This window comes from Xanthomonas bromi (genome assembly GCF_900092025.1).
Classification (GTDB): domain Bacteria; phylum Pseudomonadota; class Gammaproteobacteria; order Xanthomonadales; family Xanthomonadaceae; genus Xanthomonas; species Xanthomonas bromi.
The window spans coordinates 67,626-94,402 of record NZ_FLTX01000037.1 but is presented as its reverse complement, the minus strand read 5'-3'; the positions used below and the strand labels follow the sequence as shown (position 1 = coordinate 94,402).

The following is a 26,777-nucleotide window of genomic DNA, read 5'->3' as shown; positions in this document are numbered from 1 at the left end:
CATGGTCAGCCGTCGCCGTTGTGGCGGCAGGTACTGGGAACAGTGAGAGGGTCCATGGCATCCCCCGAGACCACGCCGCAGCCGCATGCTGTCCCTGACCACAGCGGCTACCTGAGCATCAACGAGGTCCGCAAGGAGTTCGACGGCGTTGTCGCGGTCGACGATGTCAGCCTGCAGATCCGCAAGGGCGAAATCTTTGCCCTGCTGGGTGGCTCGGGCAGCGGCAAATCCACCTTGCTGCGCTGTCTGGCCGGTTTCGAGCGGCCCACCAAGGGGCGCATCGTGCTGGATGCTCAACCCATCGACGCGCTGCCGCCGTACGAGCGTCCGATCAACATGATGTTCCAGTCCTACGCGTTGTTTCCGCATATGAGCGTGGAGCAGAACATCGCCTTCGGTCTGAAGCAGGAAGGCTTGTCCAAGGCCGCCATCGCCGCCCGCGTCGGCGAGATGCTGGAGCTGGTGCAGCTGGGTGCGTTGGCCAAGCGCAAGCCGCATCAGCTCTCCGGCGGGCAGCAGCAGCGTGTTGCGCTGGCGCGCTCGTTGGCCAAGCGGCCCAAGCTGCTGTTGCTGGACGAGCCGATGGGCGCGCTGGACAAGAAGCTGCGTTCGCAGATGCAGCTGGAACTGGTCAACATCATCAAAACCTCCGGCGTCACCTGCGTGATGGTCACCCACGATCAGGAAGAGGCGATGACCATGGCCACGCGCATCGCGCTGATGGACCAGGGATGGATCCAGCAGGTCGGCACACCCGACGAAATATACGAACAACCGGCGAACCGCTTTGCGGCCGAGTTCATCGGCTCGGTCAATTTGATCGATGCGGTCATCGCCGACGACGCGCCCGATTACGTCACCTTGAAGACGCCTGCCTTCGACACGCCGATCCGTATCGGCCACCGCATCACCGGCTTCGCAGGGCAGGCGGTGGCGTTTGCGTTGCGACCGGAAACGCTCGCTATCGGCAAGGACGAGCCGGCGCAGGCCTGCAACAAGGCGCAAGGGGTCATCGAAGACATCGCCTATTTCGGCAGCCACTCTGTGTATCACGTGCGCTTGCCCAGCGGGGTCAAGCTGATGGCCAACTTCGCCAATCGCCAGCGCTGGGCCAGCGACGCGCTGACCTGGGGCGACACCGTGTGGGTGGGCTGGGGCGAAGACGACGGCGTGGTGCTCACCGCATGATGCGGCGGCTGCTCCGTGCGGGAGTGCCGGGCGCGCGCTGGGGCGTGATTGCCGCGCCGTACCTATGGCTGCTGGTGTTCTTCGCGATTCCGTTTTTGATCGTGCTGAAGATTTCCTTCGCCGAACGCGCCACCGCGATGCCGCCTTATACGCCGCTGTTCGCGGTTGCCGCCGACGGTGCGCTGAGCGTCAAGCTGCATCTGGGCAATTATCTGGTGCTGTTGCGCGACAGCCAGTACGTGGCTGCGTACCTGAGTTCGATCAAAATCGCGGCCATTTCCACCGCACTGGCGTTGTTGATCGGTTACCCGATGGCGTATGTGATCGCACGCTTGCCGTTGGCGACCCGCAACGTGGCGATGATGCTGGTGGTGCTGCCGTCGTGGACCTCGTTCCTGATCCGCGTCTACGCGTGGATCGGCATTCTCGACGGCAACGGCCTGCTCAATCAGGCGCTGCTGGCGATCGGTGTGATCCGGCAGCCGCTGCAGTTGCTTTACACGCCGATCGCCGCCTACATCGGCATCGTCTACTGCTATCTGCCTTTCATGGTATTGCCGCTGTACGCCAACCTGGTCAAGCACGACCAGCGCTTGCTTGAGGCGGCCTACGATCTGGGGGCGCGTCCGTGGCAAGCGTTTGTGCGCATCACCTTGCCGCTGTCGCGCAATGGCATCGTGGCAGGCTGCATGCTGGTGATGATTCCGGCGGTGGGCGAATTCGTCATCCCGGAAATGTTGGGCGGCCCGAACACCTTGATGATCGGCCGCGTGCTGTGGGGTGAGTTCTTCAATAATCGCGATTGGCCGGTGGCCGCTGCGGTCGCCACCGTCATGCTGGTGTTGCTGCTGGTGCCCATCGTGATCTTCCACCGTTACCAGCAGCGCGAGCTGGAAGGGCGGCTGACATGATGCGCGCCTCGCGCGCTGTGCGCTTGCTGGGCGGCAGTGTGCTCGCGCTGGGGTTCGGGTTTTTGTATCTGCCGATCCTGTTGCTGATGGTGTACTCGTTCAACGCCTCGCGTCTTGCCACGGTGTGGGGCGGGTTTTCGACGCGCTGGTATGGCGAATTGCTGCGCGACCGGCAATTGCTGGCGGCGGCCTGGGTCAGCCTGGAAGTCGCGTTCTGGACCGCCTGCGCATCGACGGTGCTGGGCACGATGGCCGCCATGGCAATGGTGCGCATGCGGCGTTTCCCCGGTAAAACGCTGTTCGGCGCACTGATCACCGCACCGTTGGTGATGCCCGAGGTGATCATCGGCTTGTCGATCCTGCTGTTGCTGGTCTCGATGGGCGGCGCGCTCGGCATCGCACCACGCGGGGCAGTGGCCATCTGGGTCGCGCATGTCACCTTCACCGTGTCGTTTGTGACCGTGGTGATCTCTTCGCGCCTGCAGGAGCTGGACCGCTCGCTGGAAGAAGCCGCGATGGATCTCGGTGCCACGCCGTTGAAGGTGTTTTTTCTGATCACCTTGCCGATCATCGCGCCGGCCTTGGCATCAGGCTGGCTGCTGGCTCTTACGCTCTCGCTGGACGATGTGGTGATCGCCAGTTTCCTGGCTGGGCCCAGTTCCACCACCTTGCCGATCAAGGTGTTTTCCTCGGTGCGCCTGGGCATCAGCCCGAAGATCAACGCCCTGGCGACGGTGCTGGTGCTGACGGTCTCAATGGCAGCGGTAATCGGCTGGTGGTTGCTGGCGCGCAGCGAAAAACGTCGGCAGCGCGATGCGCAACCTGCATTGCAAGCTGCTCCCTGATGCGCCATCGCTGAGGTGGCCAATGAACCGCAGCGGCTGGCCTCCAGACAGGCGTAGCGCTTGAGCCACCGACGAGTGAGAAGACTGCACGTCGAGTCAGACTGCTCGATGTGCCTGCTGGCCGATGCGCGCAGCCATTCGACCGGCGGCTCTTACCGGGCTGGTGGCGTGTAACCGTTGTCCCAGGGTTCCGGCTTGGTCAGGTAGCACTGGTATTCGGCCCTGATGTCGTAGCCATGTTGCTCGACTCTGGGTTGCTCGTCGGCGCGGTCCTTGCGGTTGTTCTTGTCGTCGTCCTTGGACTTTCGCTTCTCGGGAAAGATCTTGACCATGTTCGGCGACGACTGCGCGGTGATGAGTTGGCGGATGGCGGTGTCCGCGCAGGCACGCTGTGCCTCTTCCTCGCAGGGTTGCGCGGTATCAGGCATCAGACTGTTGCAACTCACAGTGACAAACCCGGCCGGGCCGGGCCGCGGGCCACGCAAGAGGTCCTGGAAGGCGGCGCATCCAGGCAGGCACACGCTGGTGCCAAGAACAAGCAGAACAACGAGATCCCGGCGCATCGTAGTGGTCTTCCATGGATGGATGAATCTGCCAAGTGCCGCATGCTAAAGCACATTGTGCGGCGGAAATAGTGTGACAAGGCACCGCGCCCGGTGACGTTGTTCTGGCAGTGTGACTTCGGATGCCATGATTTCGATCGATGTGCAGCGGTATGCGGCATGGCGTCGCAGCGCGGGTAAACACAGCGTTGCAGTGATTTGCAGCGCTTGTAACGCGGCTACCACTTTCCGACGATTAGCATGAGCGCCTTGCTACTGGAGAACGCCATGTCTTATGACACCGTCAACCCGGCCAATGGCCAGGTCGAGCATACCCAGCACACCTTGGACGCCGCGGCCATCGAAGCGCGTCTGGCCGCTTCGGCCAAGGCATTCCCGGCCTGGGCCGCGTTGCCGCTGGCCGAACGTGGTGCATTGCTGCGCCGCGTTGGCGACGAGTTGACTAAGCGACGCGAGGACCTGCAACGCATCATGACCGCCGAGATGGGCAAGCTGCGCCGTGAGGCGCTGGCCGAGATCGACAAGTGCGCACAGGCCTGCACGTATTACGCCGAACATGCAGCCGACTATCTGGCGCCGCGCGACATTCCCACCGAGGCGCAATCGAGCTATGTGCGCTACGAGCCGCTGGGCTGCGTGTTCGCAGTGATGCCGTGGAATTTCCCGTTGTGGCAGGCCTTCCGGTTTCTCGCGCCGGGCCTGATGGCTGGCAACGTGTCGCTGCTCAAGCATGCCAGCAATGTGCCGCGCTGCGCCGACGCCATGAAGGAGGTGCTGGACGCCGCCGGCATTCCACCGGGCGTGTTCGATGTGCTGCATATCGATAACGACCAGGCCGCCGATGTATTGCGCGACGACCGCGTCGCCGCGGTAACGCTGACCGGCAGCGAACGCGCCGGCCGCTCGCTGGCCGCAAATGCAGGCGATCAGCTGAAGAAGTGCGTGATGGAGTTGGGTGGTAGCGACGCCTTCGTGGTGCTGGAAGACGCCGATCTGGAGCACACCGTGCAATCGGCAGTGCAGTCGCGCTTCGACAACAGCGGGCAGACGTGTATCGCAGCCAAGCGTTTCATCGTGGTTGATGCGATTGCCGACAAGTTCGTCGAGCGCTTTGTCGCGGCGGCATCAACGCGCGTCGTCGGCGACCCGCAGCAGGACAGCACCACACTGGCGCCGATGGCACGCGCCGATCTGCGCGACGAACTGCATAAGCAGGTGCAGGCCAGCGTCGCGAAGGGTGCCAAGGTCTTGTTGGGCGGCGAACCGGTAGCCGGCTCGCATGCCGGTTATCCGGCAACCATCCTCGACCAGGTGGCACCAGGCATGCCAGCATACGACGAAGAATTCTTCGGCCCGGTCGCTTCGATCATCCGGGTTGCCGACGAAGCAGAAGCGGTGCGCGTCGCCAACGACACCACCTTCGGCCTGGGCGGCAGCGTATGGACGGCAGACGTCAAACGCGGCGAGCGCGTGGCACAGCAGTTGCAATGCGGCGCTGCATTCGTCAATTCGGTGGTCAAAAGCGACGTGCGCTTGCCCTTCGGCGGCATCAAACGTTCCGGCTTCGGCCGCGAGCTGGCCGAGCATGGCATCCATGAGTTCATGAACATCAAGACGATTTATGTGGCTTGACCGCTGGGAATCGGGATTGGGGAATCGCAAGAGCGCTATTGCGATTTTTCCGGTGGCAAGAGCCTTGCGAGGTGCATTCGCTGCAGGAAATACGCACACCTCAAAGGTTCGAGAAAGGTTCGAGAAGCCCGCTCTACCGATTCCCCATTCCCAACTCCCCATTCCCGAGCCGCGACGCGGCTCTAAAGCCACCGAGCGCGCTTGAACAGGCGATACAACACCAGGCACGAGCCCACCACGCCGGCGACCAGCAGGGGATAGGCGTAGCGGGCGTCGAGCTCGGGCATGTGGGCGAAGTTCATGCCGTACCAACTGGTGATCAGGGTCGGGGCGGCGAGCAGGGCGGCCCAGGCGCCGAGGCGCTTGACAGTTTCGCCCTGGGCGAGCGTGACCATGGAAAGATTGACGCTCAGCGCGGTGCCCAGCATTTCACGCAAGGTGTCGATCGCATCGTTGATGCGCACGGCATGATCGAGCACGTCGCGCAGGTAGATGCCTGCTTCTTCGTGGATCAACGAGCCGGGGTTGCGCTTGAGGTGCGAGAGCACGTCCTGCAGCGGCGCGACCACCAGCCGCATCTTGTTGAGTTCACGCTTGAGCTCGTACAGGCGCACCACTGTCTCGCGCTTGTAGTCGTCGGCAAAGATGTCCTTCTCCAGGCGCTCCAGCGTGTCGCGGAACTCGTCCATGATCGGCAGGTAATTGTCGACCACGAAATCGAGCACGCCGTACAGGCAGAACGAGGCGCCCATGCGCAGCATCACCGGCTCGCGTTCGACGCGATGACGCACCGGTGCGTACGACAGCGATGCGCCGTGGCGCACGGTCAGCAAAAAGCGCTGGCCCAGGAATGCATGCGTTTCGCCATAGCGGATGCGTTCGTTGACCAGCTGCGCCGTATTGACCACCACGAACAAGGAATTGCCGTAGCTTTCGGCCTTCGGTCGCTGATGCGCCTTGAGTGCGTCTTCGATCGCCAGATCGTGCAGGCCGAATTCGTCCTGCAACTTGTGCAGCACCGATTCCTGCGGCTCGTACAGGCCCACCCAGACGAAGCCGTCCGGGCGCAGCAGCACGTCGCTGATCCGTTCCAGGCTGATGTCGTGACGCTTGCCCTCGCCGTCGTAGTAGGCGCAGGTGATGACGCAGGACGGGTTATCGGGATGATGGCCGTGGCTGTTCATGGGCGCATCCTTAGGTCAGCGCGTACGGACGGGCAAGTCACGCGGTCGCAGGGCAATGGCGAGCGCGGTGTGGATCGGCAACAGCAGCATCACCCATTGCAGGTTGTCCTGCGCCTGGAACGACAGCCAGTGGATCAGTAGCGCCAGCAGTGCACATGCAGCGACCACCCAGGACAGCACGTTGAACCAGCGGCCCGGCCGATGGCCGAGCTGCAGCCGGATGCCACCGAAGCACAGCAAGACACATAGCGGATTGACCAGCAGCAGGTTGCGGTTGGCCCAGGCGGATTGATGTGCGGTAAAGCCCCACAGATACACCAGCAGGCCGCCACCAATGGCGCAGAACAACCATAGCGGCAACGCAAGTCCTGCCAGCAAGCGCTGTCTGCGGCCCAAGGCCGGCACACCGGCCGCAACAATCAGGCCGGTCAACAGCCACGTCCACCAATGCCGTTGTTGTTCGGCAGGTTCTGGCGCGATGCGATGCGGCAACACCACCTGCGTGGATTGCACGAGCGGGCGACCAGCGCTGTTGTGTACCTGGGTCAGGCTGTCGGCCAGGCGCATCGGTACGAAGGCTTCTTCCCAACGCGACAGTGGGCGGTCTGCGTATGGCCCCAGCCCCAGGTCGAAGCCCAGCCACATCCAGGGGGCGGGGGAGGCCAGGCGCACCGCCTCGCTGCGGAAGGTGTTGCCGCGCGAACGGCCGGCCAGCTGCGATTTGAGCGCGCCGCCCATCGCACGGTCCAGCGTGTCGCGGACCATGGTGGCGCAGTTGGCCATGAAATAATCGTAGCGATAGCGCGCGTTTTCCGGTTGGCTCCGCACGGCCAGACCGTCGGCCAGCGCGCGCGCCTGGTCTGGCGGCAGATCCAGCCACTGGATGCTGACACCACGGCCAGCGTCCCGATATTGCGACAGGTCTTCTTCCAGAGGCAGCGCGACCAGGTAATACATCATTTCGCCGCGGGCAAAACGCGGCACGAAGTCGGGCTCGCCCGGATCGAAGAAGCCGAAGTTGTAGGAGGTGGCCTGTTGCGTGCGCGGGTCGACCACCACGATGGCATCGTGGCCGAAGCGTTCGAAAAACACTTCGCCCGGCTGCATGGTCACCACGCCGATCCGCGGTGTCGGCATGGACGCCGCGGCGACTTCCGCAGCGGGCGCTTGCGCCAAAGCAGTCGGCATTACCAAGAGCGCCAGCAACGCCAGCAGCCAGCATGCGGTCCAACGCCGGGCGCTGCAGCGAACCTGCGCCGCAGCGGTCATGCCATGCGACAGCTTCAAGCGTCGTCCTGCGGGTCGGGCGGCAGAATGGTGACGTGGAAAGCGTGCACGCGCCGCGCATCGGCCTTGGCCACCCGGAACGCAAACCGCCCCAGCGTCAGTTCCTCACCGGTTTCCGGCAGATGCCCGATCGCATCGGTGACCAGGCCACCGACGGTGTCGTACTCGTCGTCGGGGAACTCGGCGCCGAAGCGTTCGTTGAAGTCTTCGATCGGCGTCAGCGCATCGACCACATAGCGTCCATCGGCCTGGATCGCGATCAGCGAATTCTCTTCTTCGGCATCGTCGTGCTCGTCGTCGATCTCGCCGACGATCTGCTCCAGCACGTCCTCGATGGTGACCAGGCCAGCGACGCCGCCGTACTCGTCCACCACGATCGCCATGTGGTTGCGCGAGAGGCGGAATTCCTTGAGCAGCACGTTGAGTTTCTTGGACTCGGGGATCAACACGGCCGGGCGCAGCAACTCGCGCACGTTGCCGGGCCCGTTGTCGGCAACGACGCCGCGCAGCAAGTCCTTTGCAAGCAAGATGCCGAGGACTTCGTCCTTGTTCTCGCCGTGGACCGGGAAGCGCGAATGACCGGATTCGACCACCTGCTTCATCAGGTCGATGAAGCGCGCTTCCACGGGCAGCGAGACCATCTGCGAGCGCGAAATCATCACATCGCCCACGGTGAGTTCGGACACGGAAATCGCGCCTTCCATCATGCGCAAGGTGTCGGCGGCGATGAGACCGTCGTGTTCGGCGGTCCGCAGCAAGGCGACGAGTTCGTCGCGGGTATGGGGTTCGCCAGAGAAGGCGGCGCTCAGGCGCTCGAGCCAGCTGCGGCGTTTTTCCGGTGCTTCTAGAGATTGGCTACTGTCGTCTTCGGACATCGTGACGGGGAAGGGCACCCGGCAAACCAGGCGTTAGCCATCAGTCTAGCAGGAAGACGGCAACGCGCTGTGGATGCGCCGTTGCCTGCCGGCTCAGGGCAGATCCAGGCTATAACCGCATCCAACCACGGTCTTACCAGGGTGCGATTTGACGTTGGTCACGCTCAGCACGACCGATTCGATCATCGCCTCGCCGGTCTTGGGGTTGGTCGTGTCTTCGCTGACCATCTCACGCCCGTACATCACCTTCTCGGCGTTATCCACGCCCAGTTCCAGGTTCAACTGCTTGGCGAGCGGGCGCGGGTCGGGCAGATCGAGGATCGCCATGATGCTGGCGCCGGAAAACGCAATGTGGTTGGTGCGGTGGCCGAACACGCTGATCGGCGTGTTGAGCGTGTACTCGGTCATGAACAGGTTGGATTGATCCAGCGGCGTCCAGCCCAGCGCGACTGCCTTGAGCGGGTCGGCCAGCACCGGCGCCAGCGCGCTGAAATCGCCGATACGCTGGCGGCATTCGATCAACGCCGGCAGGTCCGGGCGCACTGGCGTGGTCTGCGCCCACGCGCCGGTCGCACTTGCCATCAGTAGGACACCGGCAATGCAAAAACGCATCAGTGTTCTCCTGCATAGGGGTCGTCGATGCCCAGATCGGCCAGGATTTCGCGCTCCAGTTGCTCCATCGCGTCGGCTTCCTTGTCGTCTTCGTGATCCCAGCCCAGCAGATGCAAGGTGCCGTGCACGGTCAGGTGCGCGTAATGCGCGGCCAGCGACTTGCCCTGTTCGGCCGCCTCGCGCGCCACCACCGGTGCGCAGATCACCAGATCGCCCAGCAGCGGCATCTTGATGCCCTCTGGCAGACCTTCCGGCAACTCGGCGGGGAAGCTCAGCACGTTGGTGGCGTAATCCTTGCCGCGATAATGGTGATTGAGCGAGCAGCCTTCCTTCTCGTCGACCACGCGTACCGCCAGATCCGCCTCGCGAATGCGTCCCTTCAGGGCCGCAGCCACCCACTTGCGAAAACTCAGCGCCGACGGCAAGCCGGCGCGCGGCAACGCGTAACTGACGGCAACGTCGAGACGGACAGGGCCCTTGGTCATGGGAACACCAGCACTTCAGATCAGGCAGAGCTGACAGTATCGCGCGAGTGGCGTCTTGCCGCGACGCCTGCGCGCAGGCCCGTGAACGACTGGACGGGCACTAGCGGACGCACTCCACCAGTACCAGCACCAGCGCACCACCGCCGGCGATGCGATAAAAGGCACTGCCCATCGGCCCCTTCTGGCAGTGCGGATCGACCCGCCTGACCTCAAGAGCCGGCGCGAAACCTGGTGGCGATTGCGTCCAGATTGCGGCCTGGCCGCGCTCCAGCAGGCGACCGAGCAGATAGCGCGTGTCGGCGCTTTCCTTATCATCTTGAGCCACTGCGCAACCGAAGCGGTCGTGCGCCTTGCCGGTAGAGGCAAGTAGCGCCTGCGCCCGTGTGCCCGCCAGCCGCGCCTGCCGCTGTTCATCGTCGTCAGCAGCCGCAACTGATGGTGCAGGCTTCATCGACGCAAGTCGTTCAAGCTCGGTCCGGTCCAGCAGGATGGTCGCTGGTGCAGCGGCCAACGAGACACAGGACGCGGCAAGTTGCTGTCGTAACATGACGCGCTTCGTCGTGTCGGTCTGTTGGGATGCTTGCGCTTGCGCCCATCCGTGGCAAGCCAGCATCAACCAGATCCCCAACAGGAGACCGCTGCCACGCATGGTCAGTCGGCCGCGAGCGGGAGCAGGGCGCTATCGCGCTTGTCGTAGGCAGTCACAATGCGCTGCACCAGCGGGTGACGCACCACGTCGCGCGCTTCGAAGAACGTGAAACTGGTGCCCTCCACATCGCGCAGCACTTCGATCGCATCGCGCAGTCCGGATTTGACGTGCTTGGGCAGATCGATCTGGGTGAGGTCGCCGGTGACCACCGCCGTGGAACCGAAGCCCAGGCGGGTCAGGAACATTTTCATCTGCTCGATGGTGGTGTTCTGCGCTTCGTCCAGAATCACGTACGCATCGTTGAGCGTGCGGCCGCGCATATAGGCCAGCGGCGCGATTTCGATGACGTTGCGCTCCAGCAGCTTGACCACTTTTTCCACGCCCAGCATTTCATACAGCGCGTCGTACAGCGGGCGCAGGTATGGGTCGACTTTCTGGCTGAGATCGCCGGGCAGAAAGCCCAGCTTTTCGCCGGCTTCCACGGCTGGGCGCACCAGAATCAAGCGTTGTACGCGCGACTCGTTGAGCGCCTCCACCGCGCATGCGACCGCCAGGAAGGTCTTGCCGGTACCGGCCGGGCCGATGCCGAAATTGATGTTGTGCGTGGCGATCGCATGCAGGTATTTGGCCTGGTTGGCGCCACGCCCACGCACAGTGCCGCGCTTGACCTTGATCGCCACATCCTGGGCCTGATACGCGCGCTCGGCGACATGCTCGAGGTTGGCATCGTTGAGCCGCAGATGGATGCCGTGGGGATCGAACGTGGTGGTTGCAGCCTCTTCGTATAACGCAGCCAGCAGCGACTGCGTGGCGGTGATGGCCGACTCTGGTCCAGTGACCCGGAAGATGTTGCCGCGGTTGGCGATCTCGACGCCAAGCTTGAGTTCGATCTGGCGCAGATGCGCATCGAACGGGCCGGCCAGATTGGCCAGACGCTCGGTGTCGGCGGGTTCCAGGGTGAAATCGCGATGTGCTGATGCGTTCATGATCGGATCGGACAGCGCATGCAGGTGCGCGTCGGTAGGACGGGAGCGAAAGGGTAGCGCGCGGCATGTGATCCCACCAACACCCCGGACGGCGCGGCTTCTCAGCAATGCGGCTGTCCGCAGGTGCGTGCAGGTTTTCCACAACCGCTGTGGAGTCACGCATCACTAACCTGTGGATAAACGTTGTCGCGCTTACTGGCATAAGGTCTGCAGGACTGGTGGTGAAAAAATCACCAGTATCGGCGGGGTTGTCCACACAGGATGTGGATCGAATTCGGCAAAGCCTGTGGGTAAGTCTGGCGAAGCCTTGCGCTGCAAGACGCTACAGATGTGTGGTGAAATTTTGATCACCGCGCGCGAAACGCTTCGACGCAACGTTGCGCTGCTGGAAGGGGCGCCGCAGTGCGCGGCGCCCACACGCCATCAGTGCGCGCTGTCGTCCAGTTGAATGCGACCACGCAGCGAATTGCTCATCGCCTCGGTGATCAACACATCGACGAATTGTCCGATCAAGCGCGGATTGCCCGGAAAATTCACCGGGCGCATGTTCTCGCTCTTGCCGGTCAGCTCGTTCGGATCGCGCCGCGAGGGGCCTTCCACCAATACGCGCTGCACACTGCCCACCATCGATTGCGAAATGCTCGCTGCATGCGCGCTGATGTGCGACTGCAGACGCGCAAGCCGCGCCTGCTTGACTGCCTCTGGCGTATCGTCCTGCAGATCCGATGCCGGGGTGCCGGGGCGACGCGAATACACGAACGAAAAGCTCTGGTCAAAGCCCACGTCTTCGATCAGTTTCATGGTCTTTTCGAAGTCGGCTTCTGTTTCGCCGGGGAAGCCGACGATGAAATCCGAACTGATCGAAATATCCGGGCGCACTGCGCGCAGCTTGCGGATCTTGGATTTGAATTCCAGCGCGGTGTAACCACGCTTCATCGCCGACAGAATGCGGTCGCTGCCGGCCTGCACCGGCAAATGCAGGTAGTTGGCCAGCTGCGGCACATCGCGGTACGCATCCACCAGCGAATCGGAAAACTCCAGCGGGTGCGAGGTGGTGAAACGGATCCGGCCAATGCCTTCGATCTGCGCGATGGTGCGGATCAGCAGACCCAGATCGGCGTATTGCGCGACGTCGCCTGCATCGGCGCCGTACGCGCCGCGATACGCATTGACGTTCTGGCCGAGCAGGTTGATCTCGCGCACGCCTTGCGCGGCGAGCTGCGCCACTTCCACCAGCACGTCTTCGAACGGACGGCTGACTTCCTCGCCACGGGTATAGGGCACCACACAGAACGAGCAGTACTTGGAGCAGCCCTCCATGATCGACACGAACGCCGACGGACCCTCGGCACGTGGCTCGGGCAGGCGGTCGAACTTCTCGATTTCCGGAAAGCTGATGTCCACCTGCGACTTGCCCGATTCGCGCCGTGCGCGGATCAGCTCCGGTAGCCGGTGCAGCGTCTGCGGGCCGAACACCAGGTCGACGTATGGCGCACGCTTGACGATCGCTTCGCCTTCCTGCGAAGCCACGCAGCCGCCGACACCGATGATCACCGGCTTGCCGCCGGCCTTGAGCGCCTTCCAGCGCCCCAGTTGGCTGAACACCTTCTCCTGGGCCTTTTCGCGGATGGAGCAGGTGTTGACCAGCACCACATCTGCTTCTTCCGGGTTGTCGGTCAGCTCCAGGCCCTCGGAGGCGGCGAGCACGTCGGCCATCTTGGCCGAGTCGTACTCGTTCATCTGACACCCGTGGGTCTTGATGTAGAGCTTGCCGCGCACCACGGCAGGCGCTGCCGGGCGGGCGACCGGCAACGGCACAAGGGCGGGAGCGTCCACGGCAGTGGCCGCAGACAGGTCGGAAACGGATGTCCCGGGCATGGCGCTTATTCCAGGCGGGTAGAGAGAGCCGCGCAGTTTACCCGCTTGTGCTTGCGCCGTCCGCGGGCGCGAGCCCGGCATTGATCGCCTCGGCGCGGGCAAATGCCGGGCGCTCGCACATCCGGGCGATATAGGCACGGGTGGGGGCGGGCGGGTCGATCAAGCCGAATCCCACCATCCACGCCAGTGCGCCACCCCACAGCACATCGGCCGCGCTGCAGCGCGCGCCCAGCAAGTAATCGCCCTTTGCCAGTTGCGCATCGAGCACCTGCAGCACGGTGTCGGCGCTGGCGTAGGGCGACAGCGAGCGCGGTGGGGCTTCACGCTTGAGCGCAAGATCCATGATCGCCGGCTCGAACGCCGAGCCATAGAACGCCAACCAGCGCAGGTAGGCGCCACGGTCAGGCTCGCCCGGCGCCGGCGACAGGCCGGCTTCGGGATACAGCTCGGCCAGATACTGGTAGATGGCGCCCTGTTCGGTGACAACGCTGGTGCCATGAACAATGGTCGGAATCTTGCCCATCGGGTTGATGGCAAGGAATTCTGGCGTGCGCTGCTGCTCCTTTTCCAGATCGATGCCCTGCAGGCTGTAGCTTGCGCCCAGTTCTTCCAGCAACACCAGCACGCCACGCGAGCGGGAGCGGGGATTGTGGAAGAGGGTGATGTGGCGGTCGTCGGACATTGCGGTCTCCAGGGTGGCTGCGGTGGCGAGGCAGCTGGTCATGGCTGCTATGCAGATCTTACGGAGCGCGTGCGGACAGTTTCTGTCCGCAATAGGGTGATGCGATGGCGTCCACTGCTGCCCGTCTGTTGCGTCTGCTCTCTCTGCTGCAGGGCGGCCGGAGTTGGTCCGGCGCGGTGCTGGCAGAGCGCTTGGAGATCCATCCGCGCAGCCTGCGGCGCGATATCGAGCGCTTGCGCGAATTGGGTTACCCGGTGCACGCCGTGCCCGGTAGCGGCGGCGGTTACCGCTTGGGGCAGGGCGCTGCAGCGTATTCGAAGAGGACGAAGCGCTGACCGTGGCAGTCGCGTTGCGTGCCGCCGCGCCAGCGGTGCGCGGGATGGACGCTGCGGCTGCACGGGTGATGGCCAAACTCGACCCGTTACTGCCGCGACGTAGCGGACAGCGCGCCCATGCCGCCATGGCCAGCCTGCCGGCCGCCGAAGCGGACGCGCTGGTCGATGCAGCCTTGCTCGCGCAGCTGGCCGCCGCCTGCCGCGACCGGGTCACGTTGCGGCTGGACTATCGGCGCGATTCCGGCGCGGCGCTCACTCGCAACGTCTAGCCGGCGTTGCTGGTGAACTACGGACGGCGCTGGTATCTGCTGGTCTGGGATTGCGAACGCCAGTACTGGCGCAACCTGCGCGCGGACCGGATCGACCAGGCACTCGCCACCGGCGCCCACTTCGCCCCGCGCGCATTGCCCGAAGAACCGTTACAACTGGTGCGCAGAGCCATCGGCGAAGCGCCGTTCCCGTGCCGGGCGCGGGTCCGCCTGGCCGGTACCGTGGAGGCGTTGGCAGCGCACATCCCGCCCTGGCTTGGGGCACTGGAGGCGGACGGCCCCGCGCATTGCTGGCTGGGCCTTGGTGCGCCTAGCATGCCCGCGTTGACGGCCAACCTGTTGTTGCTGGACCTTCCGTTCGATGCGATTGCGCCTGCCGAAGCGCGCACCGCGCTGATGCAGGCGCTGAACGCGTTGCACGCGCAACTGGACCGGCTGCCGCAGTAAGGCTTGTCGACACTTGGCAAGCCCTGGGCAAGCTGGGACACTCCGCGACATGAAGGGGATGTCAAGATTGCTGGGACTCATGCTCGTCACGTTGTCGGCTGCGCCGGTCAGCGCCGGCACGCTGTACAAATGTGTCAGCGCCGATGGCATCACCAGCTATCTGAGCAAGCGCCAGAGCGGCGCCACCTGCAGTGTCATCAGCAGCTATACCCCTGATCGGTCGGCCCGTCGTCTGCCGTCGCCTGCATCCACCGCGCGCGTGCCTGCCAGCCCCGCGCCCCGCATGGCCACGATCGACAACGGCGCGCCGGCAACGATCATCAGCCAGCCGGTCAGTCAGTCGCCACGGCGCGCTGCCGAGATCGCTTCAACGTTGCTGCCGCGTGCGCTGCCGGTGTCGTCCACTTCGGTGGTGCCCCCGCCAGCGGCAGCAGCGGTCAACCCGCGCCGGGTCGTCAGCGGGCAGGTGTACTCCTATATGAAGGACGGTGTGCGGCATTACACCAGCGCCCGTCCGCGCCAGGTTGCCAGCATCGAAGGCCTGCGCACCATCCATTACAGCTTTATCGAAACCTGCTACGCCTGCGGCGCCAGGCCGGGCGTCAACTTCGGTGCGATCCGGCTCAACACCAATGCGTATCAACAGGAAATCGGAGCGGCGGCGCGCGAGTTCGGGGTGGAAGAATCGATCGTGCGCGCGATCATCCACGCCGAATCGGCCTATAACCCGCTCGCCCTCAGTCGCGCCGGCGCGCAAGGACTGATGCAGTTGATGCCGGGCACCGCACGACGCTTCGGCGTCAGCGATGCCTATGATGCAACGCAAAATATTCGTGGCGGCGTGCAATACCTGTCCTGGCTGCTGAAACGCTTCAACGGTGACCTCACCCTGGCCGCTGCCGGCTACAACGCAGGCGAGGGTGCGGTAGACCGTTACGGTGGCGTGCCGCCGTATAGCGAGACCCAGCGTTACGTGCAACGTGTGGGTCTGTTGGCCGGCCGCTACCGTGGCCAGGCGACGGCAGCCAACTAGAGTGGCCCACAGCGCGACGGTGTAACCGCCAGGCGAGCGCAGCTGTGGCTCGGGCCGGCATATGCCATGCCCGCTGCGGCTCCTGCGGTCCACGGCCCTAGACGATGATTAGAAAGAGTTGGTGGCCGCTCTTGGTGATGTTCGCCACGGCGCTGCGCGGAGTACGGCAGCGCTGCTGTCGCAGCGGACGCACGTGGCAGCTGTCCGCAGCAAATCGCATGCAATCGTGGTTGCTGCGCCTGCATCATCCCTGCCAACCGCCGCACGCGTGCATTGCTGCCGCTGCAGGCAAGGCACAGGCTGCGTCACAGCCATACGCCCTTCACGCAGTTTGCGATCCACATGATCGGCGCCTGTCTGCACGGGCCGTTGCATCGCATAGGTCCGACTGCGTACATTGCATTGTCTGTGCATTAAGCGTTCCGCTACACTGCGGTCGATTCATCGCGGCTGGACCCCCCGCCAGCCGTTGGCAGCCTCACGCTACCTAATCAAGATCGGAGAGCCGGATGGCCAACGATGGGGTTAACGCACCTGCTGATCTCGGGCGTCGCCGGTTTTTGACCGCGACAACTGCCGTGGTCGGTGCGGTCGGAGCAGGATTCGTCGCAGTTCCGTTCGTGAAGTCGTGGAATCCCAGTGCACGTGCCAAGTTGGCCGGCGCACCGGTAACCGCCGACATCAGCGCCTTGCAGGAAGGCCAGCGCATGGTCCTGGAATGGCGCGGTCAGCCAATCTGGATCGTCAAGCGCTCCAAAGCCATGCTCGACGCACTCCCGTCGCTGGACGACCGGCTCAAGGACCCCAAGTCCGAGAACAAGGACCAGCAGCCCGAGTACGTGCTGAAGAACCCCGAGTACCGTTCGATCAAGTCCGATATCTCGGTGCTGGTCGGGTTGTGTACGCATCTGGGTTGCTCGCCGGAGATGGTGGCCGAAATCCGCCCCGAGCCTTACGACCCGCAATGGAAGGGCGGTTACTTTTGCCCCTGCCACAAGTCGCGCTTCGACATGTCCGGCCGCGTCTTCGACGGCGTGCCGGCACCGATCAATCTGCTGGTGCCCCCACACCACTATGTAGACGACAACACCTTGGTAATCGGCGTCGATCCTGACAGTGCCGGTGCGTCGGCCAAAAGCACGGGGGCTGCCTGATGAGCAATGTTCTGGTCCGTACCGCCAACGGCGTGTTCGATTGGGTCAACGAACGCGCGCCCGGGCTGATGCCCATGTACCGCAAGCACATCAGCGAGTACTACGCACCGAAAAACTTCAACCTCTGGTACTACTTCGGTTCGCTGGCCATCGTGGTGCTGGTGAATCAGATCGTCACCGGCATCTTCCTGACGATGCATTACAAAACCAGCGCCGCCGATGCATTCGCCTCGATCGAATACATCATGCGCGACGTGGAGTGGGGCTGGCTGATCCGCTACATGCACAGCACCGGCGCTTCGCTGTTCTTCATCGTGGTGTACCTGCACATGTTCCGCGGGTTGATGTACGGCAGTTACCAGAAGCCGCGCGAACTGGTGTGGATTCTCGGCATGTTGATCTATCTGGTGCTGATGGCCGAAGCCTTCATGGGTTACGTGCTGCCCTGGGGACAGATGTCGTTCTGGGGCGCGAAGGTCATCATCTCGCTGTTCGGCGCCATTCCGGTGATCGGCAATGGCTTGACCGAATGGATCATGGGCGACTACCTGCCCGGCGATGCCACGCTCAATCGCTTCTTCGCCTTGCACGTGATCGCGCTGCCGTTGGTGCTGCTGCTGCTGATCGTGCTGCACATCGGCGCGCTGCACGAAGTGGGGTCGAATAACCCGGACGGCGTGGACATCAAGAAGGGTCCCAAGGGTAATCGTTGGGATGCGCATAAGCCGGCCGATGGCATTCCGTTCCATCCGTACTACACGGTCAAGGATCTGGTCGGCGTCGGCTTCCTGCTGTTGATCGCGGCCTTCATCATCTTTTTCGCACCGGCCTTCGGCGGCCTGTTCCTGGAGCATGACAACTTCACCGAGGCCAACCGGCTGGTCACGCCGGAACACATCAAACCGGTGTGGTACTACACGCCGTACTACGCGATGTTGCGGGTGGTGCCGAACAAGCTCGGTGGCGTGCTGGTGATGTTCTCGGCCATCGCCATCCTGTTCCTGGTGCCGTGGCTGGATCGCGCCAGGGTGCGCTCGGTGCGCTATCGCGGCTGGATCTCGAAGGCGGCGTTGGGCGTGCTGGTGGTGTGCTTCGTGTGGCTGGGCGTGATCGGTTCCGGCCCCGGCACCGACGCGCACGAAACCTATGTCGGGCGGGTGCTGACCTTTCTGTATTTCGCCTTCTTCATCACCATGCCGGTGTGGACGCGGCTGGACAAGACCAAGCCGGTTCCGGAGCGGGTGACCACCCATGACTAACTCCAATGTGACGTCATGGAAGTCGCGCGTGGTTGCGCTGCTATGCGGCCTGCTGGTTGCTGGCGGTGTGGTCGCTGCCGAGGGCGGGGCAGTACAGCATGCGGGCAACGACCTGGGCGACCGCGCTTCGCTGCAACGCGGCGCGCAGTTGTTCATGAACTACTGCTCCGGCTGCCATTCGCTGAAATACCTGCGTTACTCGCGCATGGCCAGCGATTTGGGCTTGAGCGAAGCGGAGGTCATGAGCAACCTCAACTTCACCGGCGCCAAAGTCGGCGAACACATCGAAGGCACCATGCCGCATGATGCGGCGACCAAGTGGTTCGGCAAGGCGCCGCCGGATCTGACGCTGATTGCGCGGGTGCGCGGCACCGACTGGGTCTATACCTACCTCAAGTCGTTCTATCTGGATCAGACCCGCCCGCTGGGCTGGAACAACAAGCTGTTCCCGAACGCATCCATGCCCAATCCGCTGTGGGAGTTGCAAGGCCTGCAGCAGGCGCAGTTCGGCCCGCCCGACAAGGCCACTGGCGACAAGCCGGTGGAAGCGTTGAAGCTGGGACAGCCGGGTCGCCAAACGCCGGTGGAGTTCGACCAGACCGTGCGCGATATCGCCAACTTCCTGGAGTACGTCGGCGAGCCGGCCGCACTGAAGCGTCAGAGCATGGGCGTGTGGGTGGTCCTGTTCCTGGCGCTGCTCACCTTCATTGCCTACCTGCTGAAGAAGGAGTACTGGAAGGACGTGCATTGAGCGCTGCGTAAGCCGTCATCGGCTGCAAGGCAAACAGATGCAGTGCCGGGCGGGCATCGGCAGGTGTCTGGAATACCGCCGGTAGCGCCAACCGTCTTAAGCCTCTCTGCACGTGGGAGATGATGCAGCCCCTCTCCCTCCGTGAGAAGGGTTTGGGTGCGCGTCGGGGTCTATTGAGGCCCCCAGCATCCAGCCCTGCGACAGTGCTGCGGCAGCTAGTTGTCACCCAGTTTTTCCGCCTAGAAGCGCAACAACCGCCTTATCGGGACGTTAATAAGCCGTATCACTCTTGGCTTTTGCGTGACGTGATTGCACACTCGATAGACCGTGGTGACTGTCGGCGTTGGGCCGGCCGCGCCGATGCGGCCGGCGGATTCCGGTCGTCGGAGAGCCTTGAATGGCGACGAGTGTGCGTATGCGGAATACCTTGACTTTGTTTTCGTCCAACGACGACGTGTTGTGCCACCGGGTCCGTCTGGTCCTGGCGGCGAAAGGGGTGACCTACGACTTGGTGCCGGTCGACCCGCAAAATCCCCCCGAAGATCTGATCGATCTCAATCCCTATCATTCGGTGCCGACCCTGGTCGAGCGCGACCTGGTGCTGTACGCCGCGTCGGTGGTCAGCGAATACCTGGACGAGCGCTACCCGCACCCACCGTTGATGCCGGTCGACCCGTTATCGCGCGCGCGTCTGCGGCTGGCGATGCTGCGCATCGAGCATGACTGGGTGCCGCAGGTGCAGGCGGTCCAGTTAGGCAACAAGACCCAGGCCGAGGCCGGCCGCAAGCGCCTGAAAGAACTGCTCACCGCATCGGTGCCCTTGTTCAAGGCCAGCAAATTCTTCCTCAATCCGGAAATGAGTCTGGCCGACTGCGCGATGGCGCCGATCATCTGGCGACTGGATGCACTGGAAATCGGTCTGCCCAAGGACGGCAAGGCGATCGAGGATTACGGCAACCGCATCTTCCGCAATCCGGGTTTCATCCGCAGCCTGACCGATCAGGAAAAGAAGCTGCGCGATCTGCCGGGCTGATGCGACGGCTGTATGCCAACAGACCGACGTCCGATCGCGTGGCCGCCGGGACGGGCCGTGTGCGGGTAAAATGACACAATGACCGAAGATTTCCCCCGCATGACTAGCCATCGCCCGTACCTGTTGCGGGCCTTGGTCGAATGGATCAACGACAACGGCATGACGCCGCACGTTTTGGTGGATGCAGGCCTGCCCGGTGTGCAGGTGCCTGCCAGTGCCGTCAAGGACGGTCGCGTCGTCTTGAATATCGCCGAGCGCGCCGTGGTCGGCTTGCAGGTCGATAACGAAAGCGTGAGCTTCACCGCGCGCTTTGGTGGCGTGAGCCACCCGGTGATGGTGCCGATGGCGGCCGTGCTGGCGGTGTACGCGCGCGAAACCGGGCAGGGCATGGCGCTGCCGGACGACATTCCTGGCACCAGCAGCGAGCCACCGGATCCGGGGGCGCCGCCGCCCAGCGCTCCGACGCCGGACGAACCATCCAGCGGTGGCAAGCGCCCGCATCTTCGCGTGGTGAAGTAGGCGTCGCTAAACCACACGACTGTGCAGCCGTCAGCTGGGCGCTGTCGGTGCTTGGAGTTCGCAATGGCACGCGTGCACTGCGCGTCCTGCGCGTCGTCCACGGCCGCTTGGCGACTGCGCACTGCGTTAGCCGCTTCCATCGCAGCGCCAGTCGCGGGCAGCCTGTACGCGGCGTGGGTGGGTCTCAGCTGCGGGTGAAGCGCAGCCATCATCTAGATTGCAGTGCGCCGGATGCGTCCGGCGCGGTCGACTACAAGCACGACATCGTATTGCGTCGTGGATAGTGCGCGCTGTCTGTTAGCGCGCAGCTACAGCGACACGCCGACTGAGGCGCATTTTCTCTGCCTCGGAGTGGGCGACAAGGCGCGCTTGTTGCAGGATGACGACCTGCTGCGTCCGTCGTGCGTGTTTGCGCAGGGGCACCAGCGCGCGACGTCCCCTGCAAATCACCCGCGCTGCAAATCATCCGTCACTCCAGCCGCTGTTGCTCCGGATGCAATGCCCGCACGGTGGCGACTTGCGGGCCGGTGAACGCAATCAGTTGATCGCCACGCAGGACCAATTTACCGCTATGACGATCCGCACCGTCGTAGGAATATTCGAAACGGAAGGTGCGCTCGAAGCCCAGCCAGCCGTTGGGCATCCGGCAGACGCGGATGTTGGTGGAATGCACGCTCTGGTCCAGCCACTGCACATCGGCGGCGCGGCAGGCATTACGGCCGAGGATGTCGGCCCGTTCGGCGGCAGCGCGCGAGGAGTTCCAGAACCCGAACAGCGCGGCGCCGGCGATCATGAAAACAATAAGACTGGGCATGTCGTCAATGTGCCATGGCATGCGGCCGGTGGACAATCGCCGTGCAGGCGCCGCAGCGCTGCGAGGGCGTCGCCTTGTCGACGGCAGAGGCCGGCACCAGCGCGCTAAATGGTTCACCGCCGGCGTGGCGTGCGGCTTGTCTGGGCCGCTGCGCAACCCCATTCATTGCACTCCCACCGAGTTACATCCGCGCGCCGTCCCGTCAAGATGAGGGTCAGGTGTCGGGCATCGCCAATGCATCCTGTCCTGCAACAGTTCCATCCTGTGGTCGCTGCGTGGTTTGCGCAGGCCTTCGCGGCGCCAACGCCGGCGCAGGTCGCGGCGTGGCCAGCGATCCAGGACGGGCGCCACACCCTGGTGGCCGCGCCGACCGGCTCGGGCAAGACGTTGACCGCGTTCTTCGCCGCCATCGATGCATTGATCTGCGACGGGCTGGCCAACGGTGGTGCGTTGCCCGACGAAACCCGCGTGGTCTACGTGTCGCCGCTGAAGGCCTTGTCCAACGACATCCACCTCAACCTGGACGCGCCATTGCAGGGCATCCGTGCGGCGTTGCTGGCCAGCGGACTGCCGGATGTGCCGGTCCGCACGGCAGTGCGCACCGGCGACACGCCGCCACGCGAGCGCGCGCAGGCGCGCCGCACGCCGCCGCATATTCTGGTGACCACGCCGGAGTCGTTGTACGTCCTGTTGGGCTCGGCATCCGGCCGCACCGCGCTGCGGCACGTGCGCACCGTCATCATCGATGAAATCCATGCGGTGGCTTCGGACAAGCGCGGTAGCCATCTGAGCCTGACGCTGGAGCGCCTGCAGCGGCTGGCCGCGCAGCCGATCACGCGGGTGGGGCTGTCGGCAACGCAGAAGCCGATCGAAACAGTGGCGCAGTTTCTGGTCGGTGTCGGTGCAGATGGCCTGCCGCCGCCGTGCGAAATCGTCGATATCGGCTACACCCGCACGCGCGATCTGGCCTTGGCGCTGCCGCCCACGCCGCTGAGCGTGGTGATGTCCAACGACCAGTGGCTGCAGGTCTATGCAGATGTGGCTGCGCTGGCGCAGCAGCATCGCACCACGCTGGTGTTCGTCAATACGCGGCGCATGGCCGAGCGCGCGGCGCGGCATCTGGGCGATCTGCTCGGCAAGCAGCGCGTGGCGGCGCATCACGGCAGTCTGTCGCGCGAGACGCGCCTGTTGGCCGAGCAACGGCTCAAGGCTGGCGAGCTCACCGTGCTGGTGGCGACCGCATCGCTGGAGCTGGGGCTGGATATCGGCGATGTCGATCTGGTCTGCCAGCTCGGTTCGCCGCGGTCGATCGCGACGTTCCTGCAACGCGCCGGGCGTTCCGGGCACAAGGTCGGCGGCACGCCGAAGGCGCGACTGTTTCCGCAGACCCGCGACGAGTTGGTCGAATGCGCCGCGCTGCTGGACAGCATCCGCCGCGGCGAACTGGATGCCTTGCGCATCCCGCTGGCGCCGGTGGACGTGCTGGCGCAGCAGATCGTGGCCGAGGCCGCATGCGAAGACTGGGACGAAGACGCGCTGTTCGCGCTGGTGCGGCGGGCGTGGCCATTCGCCGCGTTGAGCCGCGCGAGGTTCGACAGCGTGGTGCGCATGCTCTGCGAGGGCTTCAGCACGCGGCTTGGCCCGCGCGCAGGGTATCTGCATCGCGATGCGGTGCATCGGCGCCTGCATGCACGGCGCGGCGCACGCATGACCGCGCTGACTTCCGGTGGCACCATTCCCGAAACCGGCGACTACAGCGTGGTGCTGGAGCCGCAGGCCGAGAAGATCGGCACGGTCAACGAGGATTTCGCCATCGAAAGCCTCACCGGCGATGTGTTCCAGCTCGGCAACGCCAGCTACCGCATCCTGCGCGTGGAGGCCGGGCGCGTGCGCGTGGAAGATGCCAAAGGCGCGCCGCCGAACATTCCCTTCTGGCTGGGCGAAGCGCCGGGCCGTAGCGACGAACTGTCGGCGGCGGTGTCGCGCCTGCGTGGCGAGATTGCCGCGCGGCTGGACACCGCGCCACATGAAGCGGCCTGCAACTGGCTGCAGAGCGAGCTGGAGCTGTCGTCCGAAGCGGCGCGGCAACTGGTGGACTATCTGGCCAACGCATGCACCGCACTGGGCGCGATGCCTACCCAGCAGTGCCTGGTGATGGAGCGCTTTTTCGATGCCAGTGGCGGTACCCAGCTGGTGATCCATTCGCCCTACGGCAGCCGCATCAATCGTGCGTGGGGGCTGGCGTTGCGCAAGCGCTTCTGCCGCACCTTCAACTTCGAATTGCAGGCTGCGGCCACCGAAGATGCGATCGTGTTGTCGCTGTCCACCAGTCATAGCTTTGCGCTGGAAGACGTTGGCCGTTACCTGCATTCGTCATCGGCCGAGCATGTGTTGATCCAGGCATTGCTGGATGCGCCGCTGTTCGGTGTGCGTTGGCGCTGGAATGCGACCAATGCGATGGCGCTGCCGCGCTTCAGTGGCGGCAACAAGGTGGCGCCGCAGTTGCAACGGATGAAGTCGGAAGATCTGCTGGCAACGGTATTCCCGGATCAGGTGGCCTGCGCAGAGAATCTGGTCGGCGAACGCGAGGTGCCCGATCACCCGTTGGTGACGCAGGCGCTGGACGATTGCCTGCATCACTCCATGGACAGCGATGGCTGGCTACAAGTGTTGCGCGGTCTGGAGTCGGGTGAAGTCATGCTGATTGCGCGCGATCTGGCCGCACCGTCGCCGCTGGCCGCCGAAGCCTTGAATGCGCGTCCCTATGCATTTCTCGACGATGCGCCATTGGAAGAACGGCGTACCCAGGCCGTGCAAAGTCGCCGCTACACGCCGCAGACCAGCGACGACCTGGGCCGGCTCGATCCGCAGGCCATCGAGGCAGTGCGCGAAGAGGCCTGGCCACAGCCGCGCGATGCCGAAGAAATGCACGAGGCGCTGGTGGGGCTTGGCGTGCTGCCGGTCCAAGAAGCCACCGATGCGCAGTGGCAGGGTTGGTTGTCCGCGCTGGCTGCGGCTGGTCGCGCCACCTGCGTGGCCTTGCACGGCAGTCCGACGCTGTGGATCAGTGCCGAGCGCATCGACTGGTTTCTGCCGTTGTATCCCAAGGCCGTTGCCCGGCCGCCCTTGCAGGCGCCGGCCGATTGCCGCGTTGCCGACTGGGAGCGCGACTGGGCGGTGGGCGAACTGCTGCGCGGGCGCTTGTCCGCGGTAGGCCCGTCCCAGGTGCCGGCCTTGTCCAAGGCATTGCAGGTGCCGGAAACAGACATCGTGCTGGCGCTGGCGGCCCTGCAGCGCGAGGGCTACGTCATGGCTGGGCAGTTCAGTGCGCACGCGCAGGCCGAAGAGTGGTGCGAGCGCCATCTGTTGGCACGCATCCATCGCTACACGCTGGGGCGGTTGCGCCGCGAAATCGAACCGGTATCGCAGCGCGATTACGCGCGCTTTCTGTTCGAGTGGCAGCACGTGGACAGCAGCGGCCGCGTGTCAGGGCCGGATGCGTTGGCCGGCGTGGTGGGGCAGCTCGAAGGCTTTGAGGCGCCTGCGGTGGTGTGGGAGAGCGAACTGTTACCGGCGCGCGTGCGCGACTATCAACCGGCCTGGCTTGACGAGTTGTGCACCGCCGGGCGCACGCTGTGGGCACGCTTGCGACCCGGTGGTGGTCGCAGCGGCGCTGCGCTGCGCAGCACGCCGATCGTGCTGCTGCCACGGCGCGAAGCGCAGCGCTGGAGTGCAATGGCGCGCGCTGCAGACGACGCACCGTTGGGTTCCCGCGCCGAACGTGTCATGCAGGTGTTGCAGCAGCAAGGCGCGCTGTTCTTCGACGAAATCGCCGATGAAGCGCATCTGATGAACACCGAGCTGGAAGATGCCTTGAGCGAGTTGGTCATGCGCGGCCGTGCACACTGCGACAGCTATGCCGGGCTGCGCGCGTTGTTGGTGCCGGCGTCCAAGCGGCCGTCGGCGTTGTCGCGTCACCGCCGACGTGCAAGTGCGCTGGGCATTCGCGATGCGGGCCGCTGGGCGCCGGTGCGCGCGCTGCCCGAGGTGCCGCTTGCCGAAGCCGGCGAGCGCCATCAAGACATGCTCGAACACGTGGCGCGTACGCTGCTGCGTCGTTATGGCGTGGTGTGCTGGCGGCTGCTCGAACGCGAGGCCGCATGGCTGCCGCCGTGGCGCGAATTGCTGCGCATGTATCAACGGCTGGAAGCGCGCGGCGAAATCCGTGGCGGGCGTTTTATCGCCGGGCTGTCCGGCGAGCAGTTCGCGTTGCCGGATGCGATTGCGGCATTGCGCCGCGTGCGCGCGCAGGCATTGCCGCAGCAGTGGGTTTGCGTGAGTGCGAGCGACCCGAGCAATCTGCTTGGCAGTCTGCTGCCGGGCGAGCGTGTCGCGCGTGTGCCGGGCAATCGTGTCGCGTTTCTGGATGGGCTGCCGATCGCGGTGTGGGCGGCAGACCGCTTCCACGCCTTGCAGGAACTTACACCCGAGCAGGCCGAGCAGGCGCTGCGCCTGCTGCAGCGTGGGCCGGGCGCGGCCGAGCAATCGCCGATGGAGCGCTGGCTGGCTCAGTCGCCCGGCAGCGTCGCGGCGTTTCCAGCCACGCGCGGAAGCGGGCGCGACACATAGCGGCTATCTGCAACGACCCAGCGCCATGGCGCATCCATCGCCTTGCGGATGCCGATGCGTGGGGGCGCCTGTGGGTTGGCGGGTGGTGGCACGCCGTCGTCTTCGATCCAGAGGCGCGCAACGCCAGTAGTGAGGTCCAGTCCGTTGTCGACGGCAGTCACTGCGAATGCCTGTGCCAGGCGGCCTGGGTCGGTAGTCGATCGTTTGACCGGCGCAGCGCCGCGTGCGGCCTGCATGCGGTCGATTCCGTCTAGAGGCTCCAGTGCGCGGATCAACACCGCATGCCCGGGGCGCACCGCCGCACACGGCGTTGATCGCCCAGTGCATGCCATAGATGAAATACACATAAAGATGTCCTGGCGCACCGAACATCACCCGCGTGCGCGGGGTCATGCCGCGGACCGAGTGCGCGGCCGGGTCTTCGCTGCCGCAATAGGCTTCCACTTCGGTAATGCGTCCACGGTGTCCGTCAGCGCTGACCAGAACCTTGTTGAGCAAGTGCGGCGCAACCTGACGCGCATCGTGTGCATAAAACGTGCGAGGCAGCGGCATGCGCGACATGGTCAAAGCATCGCCCTGCGCGCGTGATGTCCTGCGGACCGGCCTGGACAGTTCAGAGGATGGGTAGGGTTTTTCCGAATACAGGGCGTCAAGAACGCGTGATGTGTCACAAAAGCGCAGATCGGATTACCTGAATGCGCATTCAGGCTATGCGCGTCTCTCAAGCGTGTTTGGTCGTCGCCGATAGCCATTAGCG

22 protein-coding genes and 3 pseudogenes are annotated in these 26,777 nt (G+C 64.4%); 13 read left to right on the top strand and 12 right to left on the bottom strand.

Annotated elements, in window-relative coordinates; all coding sequences use genetic code 11:
• Nucleotides 1-54 precede the first annotated feature (54 nt).
• Genes XBLMG947_RS12210 through XBLMG947_RS12200 form a run of 3 tightly spaced genes read left to right on the top strand, consistent with a single transcriptional unit; the run spans nucleotide 55 to nucleotide 2,944 of the window.
• Nucleotides 55-1,188 (top strand): ABC transporter ATP-binding protein, encoded by a 1,134-nt coding sequence (locus XBLMG947_RS12210; RefSeq protein ID WP_065468948.1) that lies wholly within the window; start codon nucleotides 55-57, stop codon nucleotides 1,186-1,188.
• Nucleotides 1,188-2,099, top strand: a complete 912-nt coding sequence (locus tag XBLMG947_RS12205) for an ABC transporter permease subunit (RefSeq protein ID WP_065468966.1) — start codon at nucleotides 1,188-1,190, stop codon at nucleotides 2,097-2,099. Before XBLMG947_RS12210 ends, XBLMG947_RS12205 begins: the two co-directional genes overlap by 1 nt.
• Nucleotides 2,096-2,944, top strand: coding sequence for an ABC transporter permease subunit (locus XBLMG947_RS12200; RefSeq protein ID WP_065468947.1), 849 nt, complete (start codon nucleotides 2,096-2,098; stop codon nucleotides 2,942-2,944). Before XBLMG947_RS12205 ends, XBLMG947_RS12200 begins: the two co-directional genes overlap by 4 nt.
• A 152-nt stretch (nucleotides 2,945-3,096) precedes the next feature.
• Here XBLMG947_RS12200 and XBLMG947_RS12195 read toward each other — a convergent pair whose 3' ends face one another.
• A complete protein-coding gene (locus XBLMG947_RS12195; RefSeq protein WP_065468946.1) occupies nucleotides 3,097-3,507 on the bottom strand; it encodes a hypothetical protein in 411 nt (136 codons plus the stop codon).
• A gap of 267 nt (nucleotides 3,508-3,774) precedes the next feature.
• Between XBLMG947_RS12195 and XBLMG947_RS12190 the strand changes: the two genes are divergently transcribed.
• Entirely contained in the window at nucleotides 3,775-5,139 is a 1,365-nt protein-coding gene (locus XBLMG947_RS12190) for an NAD-dependent succinate-semialdehyde dehydrogenase (RefSeq protein ID WP_065468965.1), read from the top strand.
• 182 nt (nucleotides 5,140-5,321) lie between these two features.
• On the opposite strand, the gene XBLMG947_RS12185 is transcribed toward XBLMG947_RS12190, so the two are convergent.
• From XBLMG947_RS12185 to XBLMG947_RS12145, 9 genes are all read right to left on the bottom strand, one after another.
• A complete protein-coding gene (locus XBLMG947_RS12185) occupies nucleotides 5,322-6,323 on the bottom strand; it encodes a magnesium and cobalt transport protein CorA (RefSeq protein WP_065468945.1) in 1,002 nt (333 codons plus the stop codon).
• A gap of 15 nt (nucleotides 6,324-6,338) precedes the next feature.
• Nucleotides 6,339-7,592, bottom strand: coding sequence for a lipoprotein N-acyltransferase Lnb domain-containing protein (locus tag XBLMG947_RS12180; RefSeq protein WP_083993062.1), 1,254 nt, complete (start codon nucleotides 7,590-7,592; stop codon nucleotides 6,339-6,341).
• A 14-nt stretch (nucleotides 7,593-7,606) separates the two neighbouring features.
• The gene (locus XBLMG947_RS12175; RefSeq protein WP_065468943.1) at nucleotides 7,607-8,485 is read right to left on the bottom strand and encodes a CorC family transporter; all 879 of its coding nucleotides are present in this window, start codon (nucleotides 8,483-8,485) and stop codon (nucleotides 7,607-7,609) included.
• A 93-nt stretch (nucleotides 8,486-8,578) separates the two neighbouring features.
• A complete protein-coding gene (locus XBLMG947_RS12170; protein ID WP_065468942.1) occupies nucleotides 8,579-9,097 on the bottom strand; it encodes a hypothetical protein in 519 nt (172 codons plus the stop codon).
• A complete protein-coding gene (gene ybeY, locus XBLMG947_RS12165) occupies nucleotides 9,097-9,582 on the bottom strand; it encodes an rRNA maturation RNase YbeY (protein WP_065468941.1) in 486 nt (161 codons plus the stop codon). Before ybeY ends, XBLMG947_RS12170 begins: the two co-directional genes overlap by 1 nt.
• 100 nt (nucleotides 9,583-9,682) lie before the next feature.
• On the bottom strand, nucleotides 9,683-10,231 hold the full coding sequence (locus XBLMG947_RS12160; protein ID WP_065468940.1) for a hypothetical protein: 549 nt from the start codon (nucleotides 10,229-10,231) through the stop codon (nucleotides 9,683-9,685).
• 2 nt (nucleotides 10,232-10,233) lie between these two features.
• Nucleotides 10,234-11,217 (bottom strand): PhoH family protein, encoded by a 984-nt coding sequence (locus tag XBLMG947_RS12155; protein WP_065468939.1) that lies wholly within the window; start codon nucleotides 11,215-11,217, stop codon nucleotides 10,234-10,236.
• Nucleotides 11,218-11,640: 423 nt separating this feature from the next.
• The gene (gene miaB / locus XBLMG947_RS12150) at nucleotides 11,641-13,095 is read right to left on the bottom strand and encodes a tRNA (N6-isopentenyl adenosine(37)-C2)-methylthiotransferase MiaB (RefSeq protein WP_065468938.1); all 1,455 of its coding nucleotides are present in this window, start codon (nucleotides 13,093-13,095) and stop codon (nucleotides 11,641-11,643) included.
• A gap of 37 nt (nucleotides 13,096-13,132) precedes the next feature.
• Entirely contained in the window at nucleotides 13,133-13,777 is a 645-nt protein-coding gene (locus XBLMG947_RS12145; RefSeq protein WP_065468964.1) for a glutathione S-transferase family protein, read from the bottom strand.
• A 104-nt stretch (nucleotides 13,778-13,881) separates the two neighbouring features.
• On the opposite strand from XBLMG947_RS12145, the pseudogene XBLMG947_RS12140 reads away from it, so the two are divergent.
• From XBLMG947_RS12140 to XBLMG947_RS23650, 8 genes and pseudogenes are all read left to right on the top strand, one after another.
• A pseudogene (locus XBLMG947_RS12140) lies at nucleotides 13,882-14,828 on the top strand (helix-turn-helix transcriptional regulator).
• 49 nt (nucleotides 14,829-14,877) lie between these two features.
• Nucleotides 14,878-15,861: a lytic transglycosylase domain-containing protein gene (locus XBLMG947_RS12135; RefSeq protein WP_065468937.1), complete on the top strand. Its 984-nt coding sequence runs from the start codon at nucleotides 14,878-14,880 to the stop codon at nucleotides 15,859-15,861.
• A gap of 509 nt (nucleotides 15,862-16,370) precedes the next feature.
• Nucleotides 16,371-17,015, top strand: a complete 645-nt coding sequence (petA, locus tag XBLMG947_RS12130; protein ID WP_065468936.1) for a ubiquinol-cytochrome c reductase iron-sulfur subunit — start codon at nucleotides 16,371-16,373, stop codon at nucleotides 17,013-17,015.
• Entirely contained in the window at nucleotides 17,015-18,274 is a 1,260-nt protein-coding gene (locus XBLMG947_RS12125) for a cytochrome b (protein ID WP_065468935.1), read from the top strand. The genes petA and XBLMG947_RS12125 overlap by 1 nt, the downstream gene beginning before the upstream one ends.
• Nucleotides 18,267-19,025, top strand: a complete 759-nt coding sequence (locus XBLMG947_RS12120; RefSeq protein WP_065468934.1) for a cytochrome c1 — start codon at nucleotides 18,267-18,269, stop codon at nucleotides 19,023-19,025. The genes XBLMG947_RS12125 and XBLMG947_RS12120 overlap by 8 nt, the downstream gene beginning before the upstream one ends.
• A gap of 397 nt (nucleotides 19,026-19,422) precedes the next feature.
• Nucleotides 19,423-20,058, top strand: a complete 636-nt coding sequence (locus tag XBLMG947_RS12115; RefSeq protein ID WP_065468933.1) for a glutathione S-transferase N-terminal domain-containing protein — start codon at nucleotides 19,423-19,425, stop codon at nucleotides 20,056-20,058.
• A gap of 78 nt (nucleotides 20,059-20,136) precedes the next feature.
• Entirely contained in the window at nucleotides 20,137-20,577 is a 441-nt protein-coding gene (locus XBLMG947_RS12110; RefSeq protein WP_065468932.1) for a ClpXP protease specificity-enhancing factor, read from the top strand.
• 188 nt (nucleotides 20,578-20,765) lie between these two features.
• A pseudogene (locus XBLMG947_RS23650) lies at nucleotides 20,766-21,006 on the top strand (hypothetical protein); the annotation flags it as partial.
• A 40-nt stretch (nucleotides 21,007-21,046) separates the two neighbouring features.
• On the opposite strand, the gene XBLMG947_RS12105 reads toward XBLMG947_RS23650, so the two are convergent.
• Nucleotides 21,047-21,427, bottom strand: a complete 381-nt coding sequence (locus XBLMG947_RS12105) for a DUF3301 domain-containing protein (RefSeq protein WP_065468931.1) — start codon at nucleotides 21,425-21,427, stop codon at nucleotides 21,047-21,049.
• 198 nt (nucleotides 21,428-21,625) lie between these two features.
• Here XBLMG947_RS12105 and XBLMG947_RS12100 point away from each other — a divergent pair, with 198 nt between their 5' ends.
• A complete protein-coding gene (locus XBLMG947_RS12100) occupies nucleotides 21,626-26,020 on the top strand; it encodes a DEAD/DEAH box helicase (RefSeq protein ID WP_065468930.1) in 4,395 nt (1,464 codons plus the stop codon).
• On the opposite strand, the pseudogene XBLMG947_RS12095 reads toward XBLMG947_RS12100, so the two are convergent.
• A pseudogene (locus XBLMG947_RS12095) lies at nucleotides 25,960-26,572 on the bottom strand (DNA-3-methyladenine glycosylase). The gene XBLMG947_RS12100 and the pseudogene XBLMG947_RS12095 sit on opposite strands and share 61 nt — an antisense overlap.
• Nucleotides 26,573-26,777 lie beyond the last annotated feature (205 nt).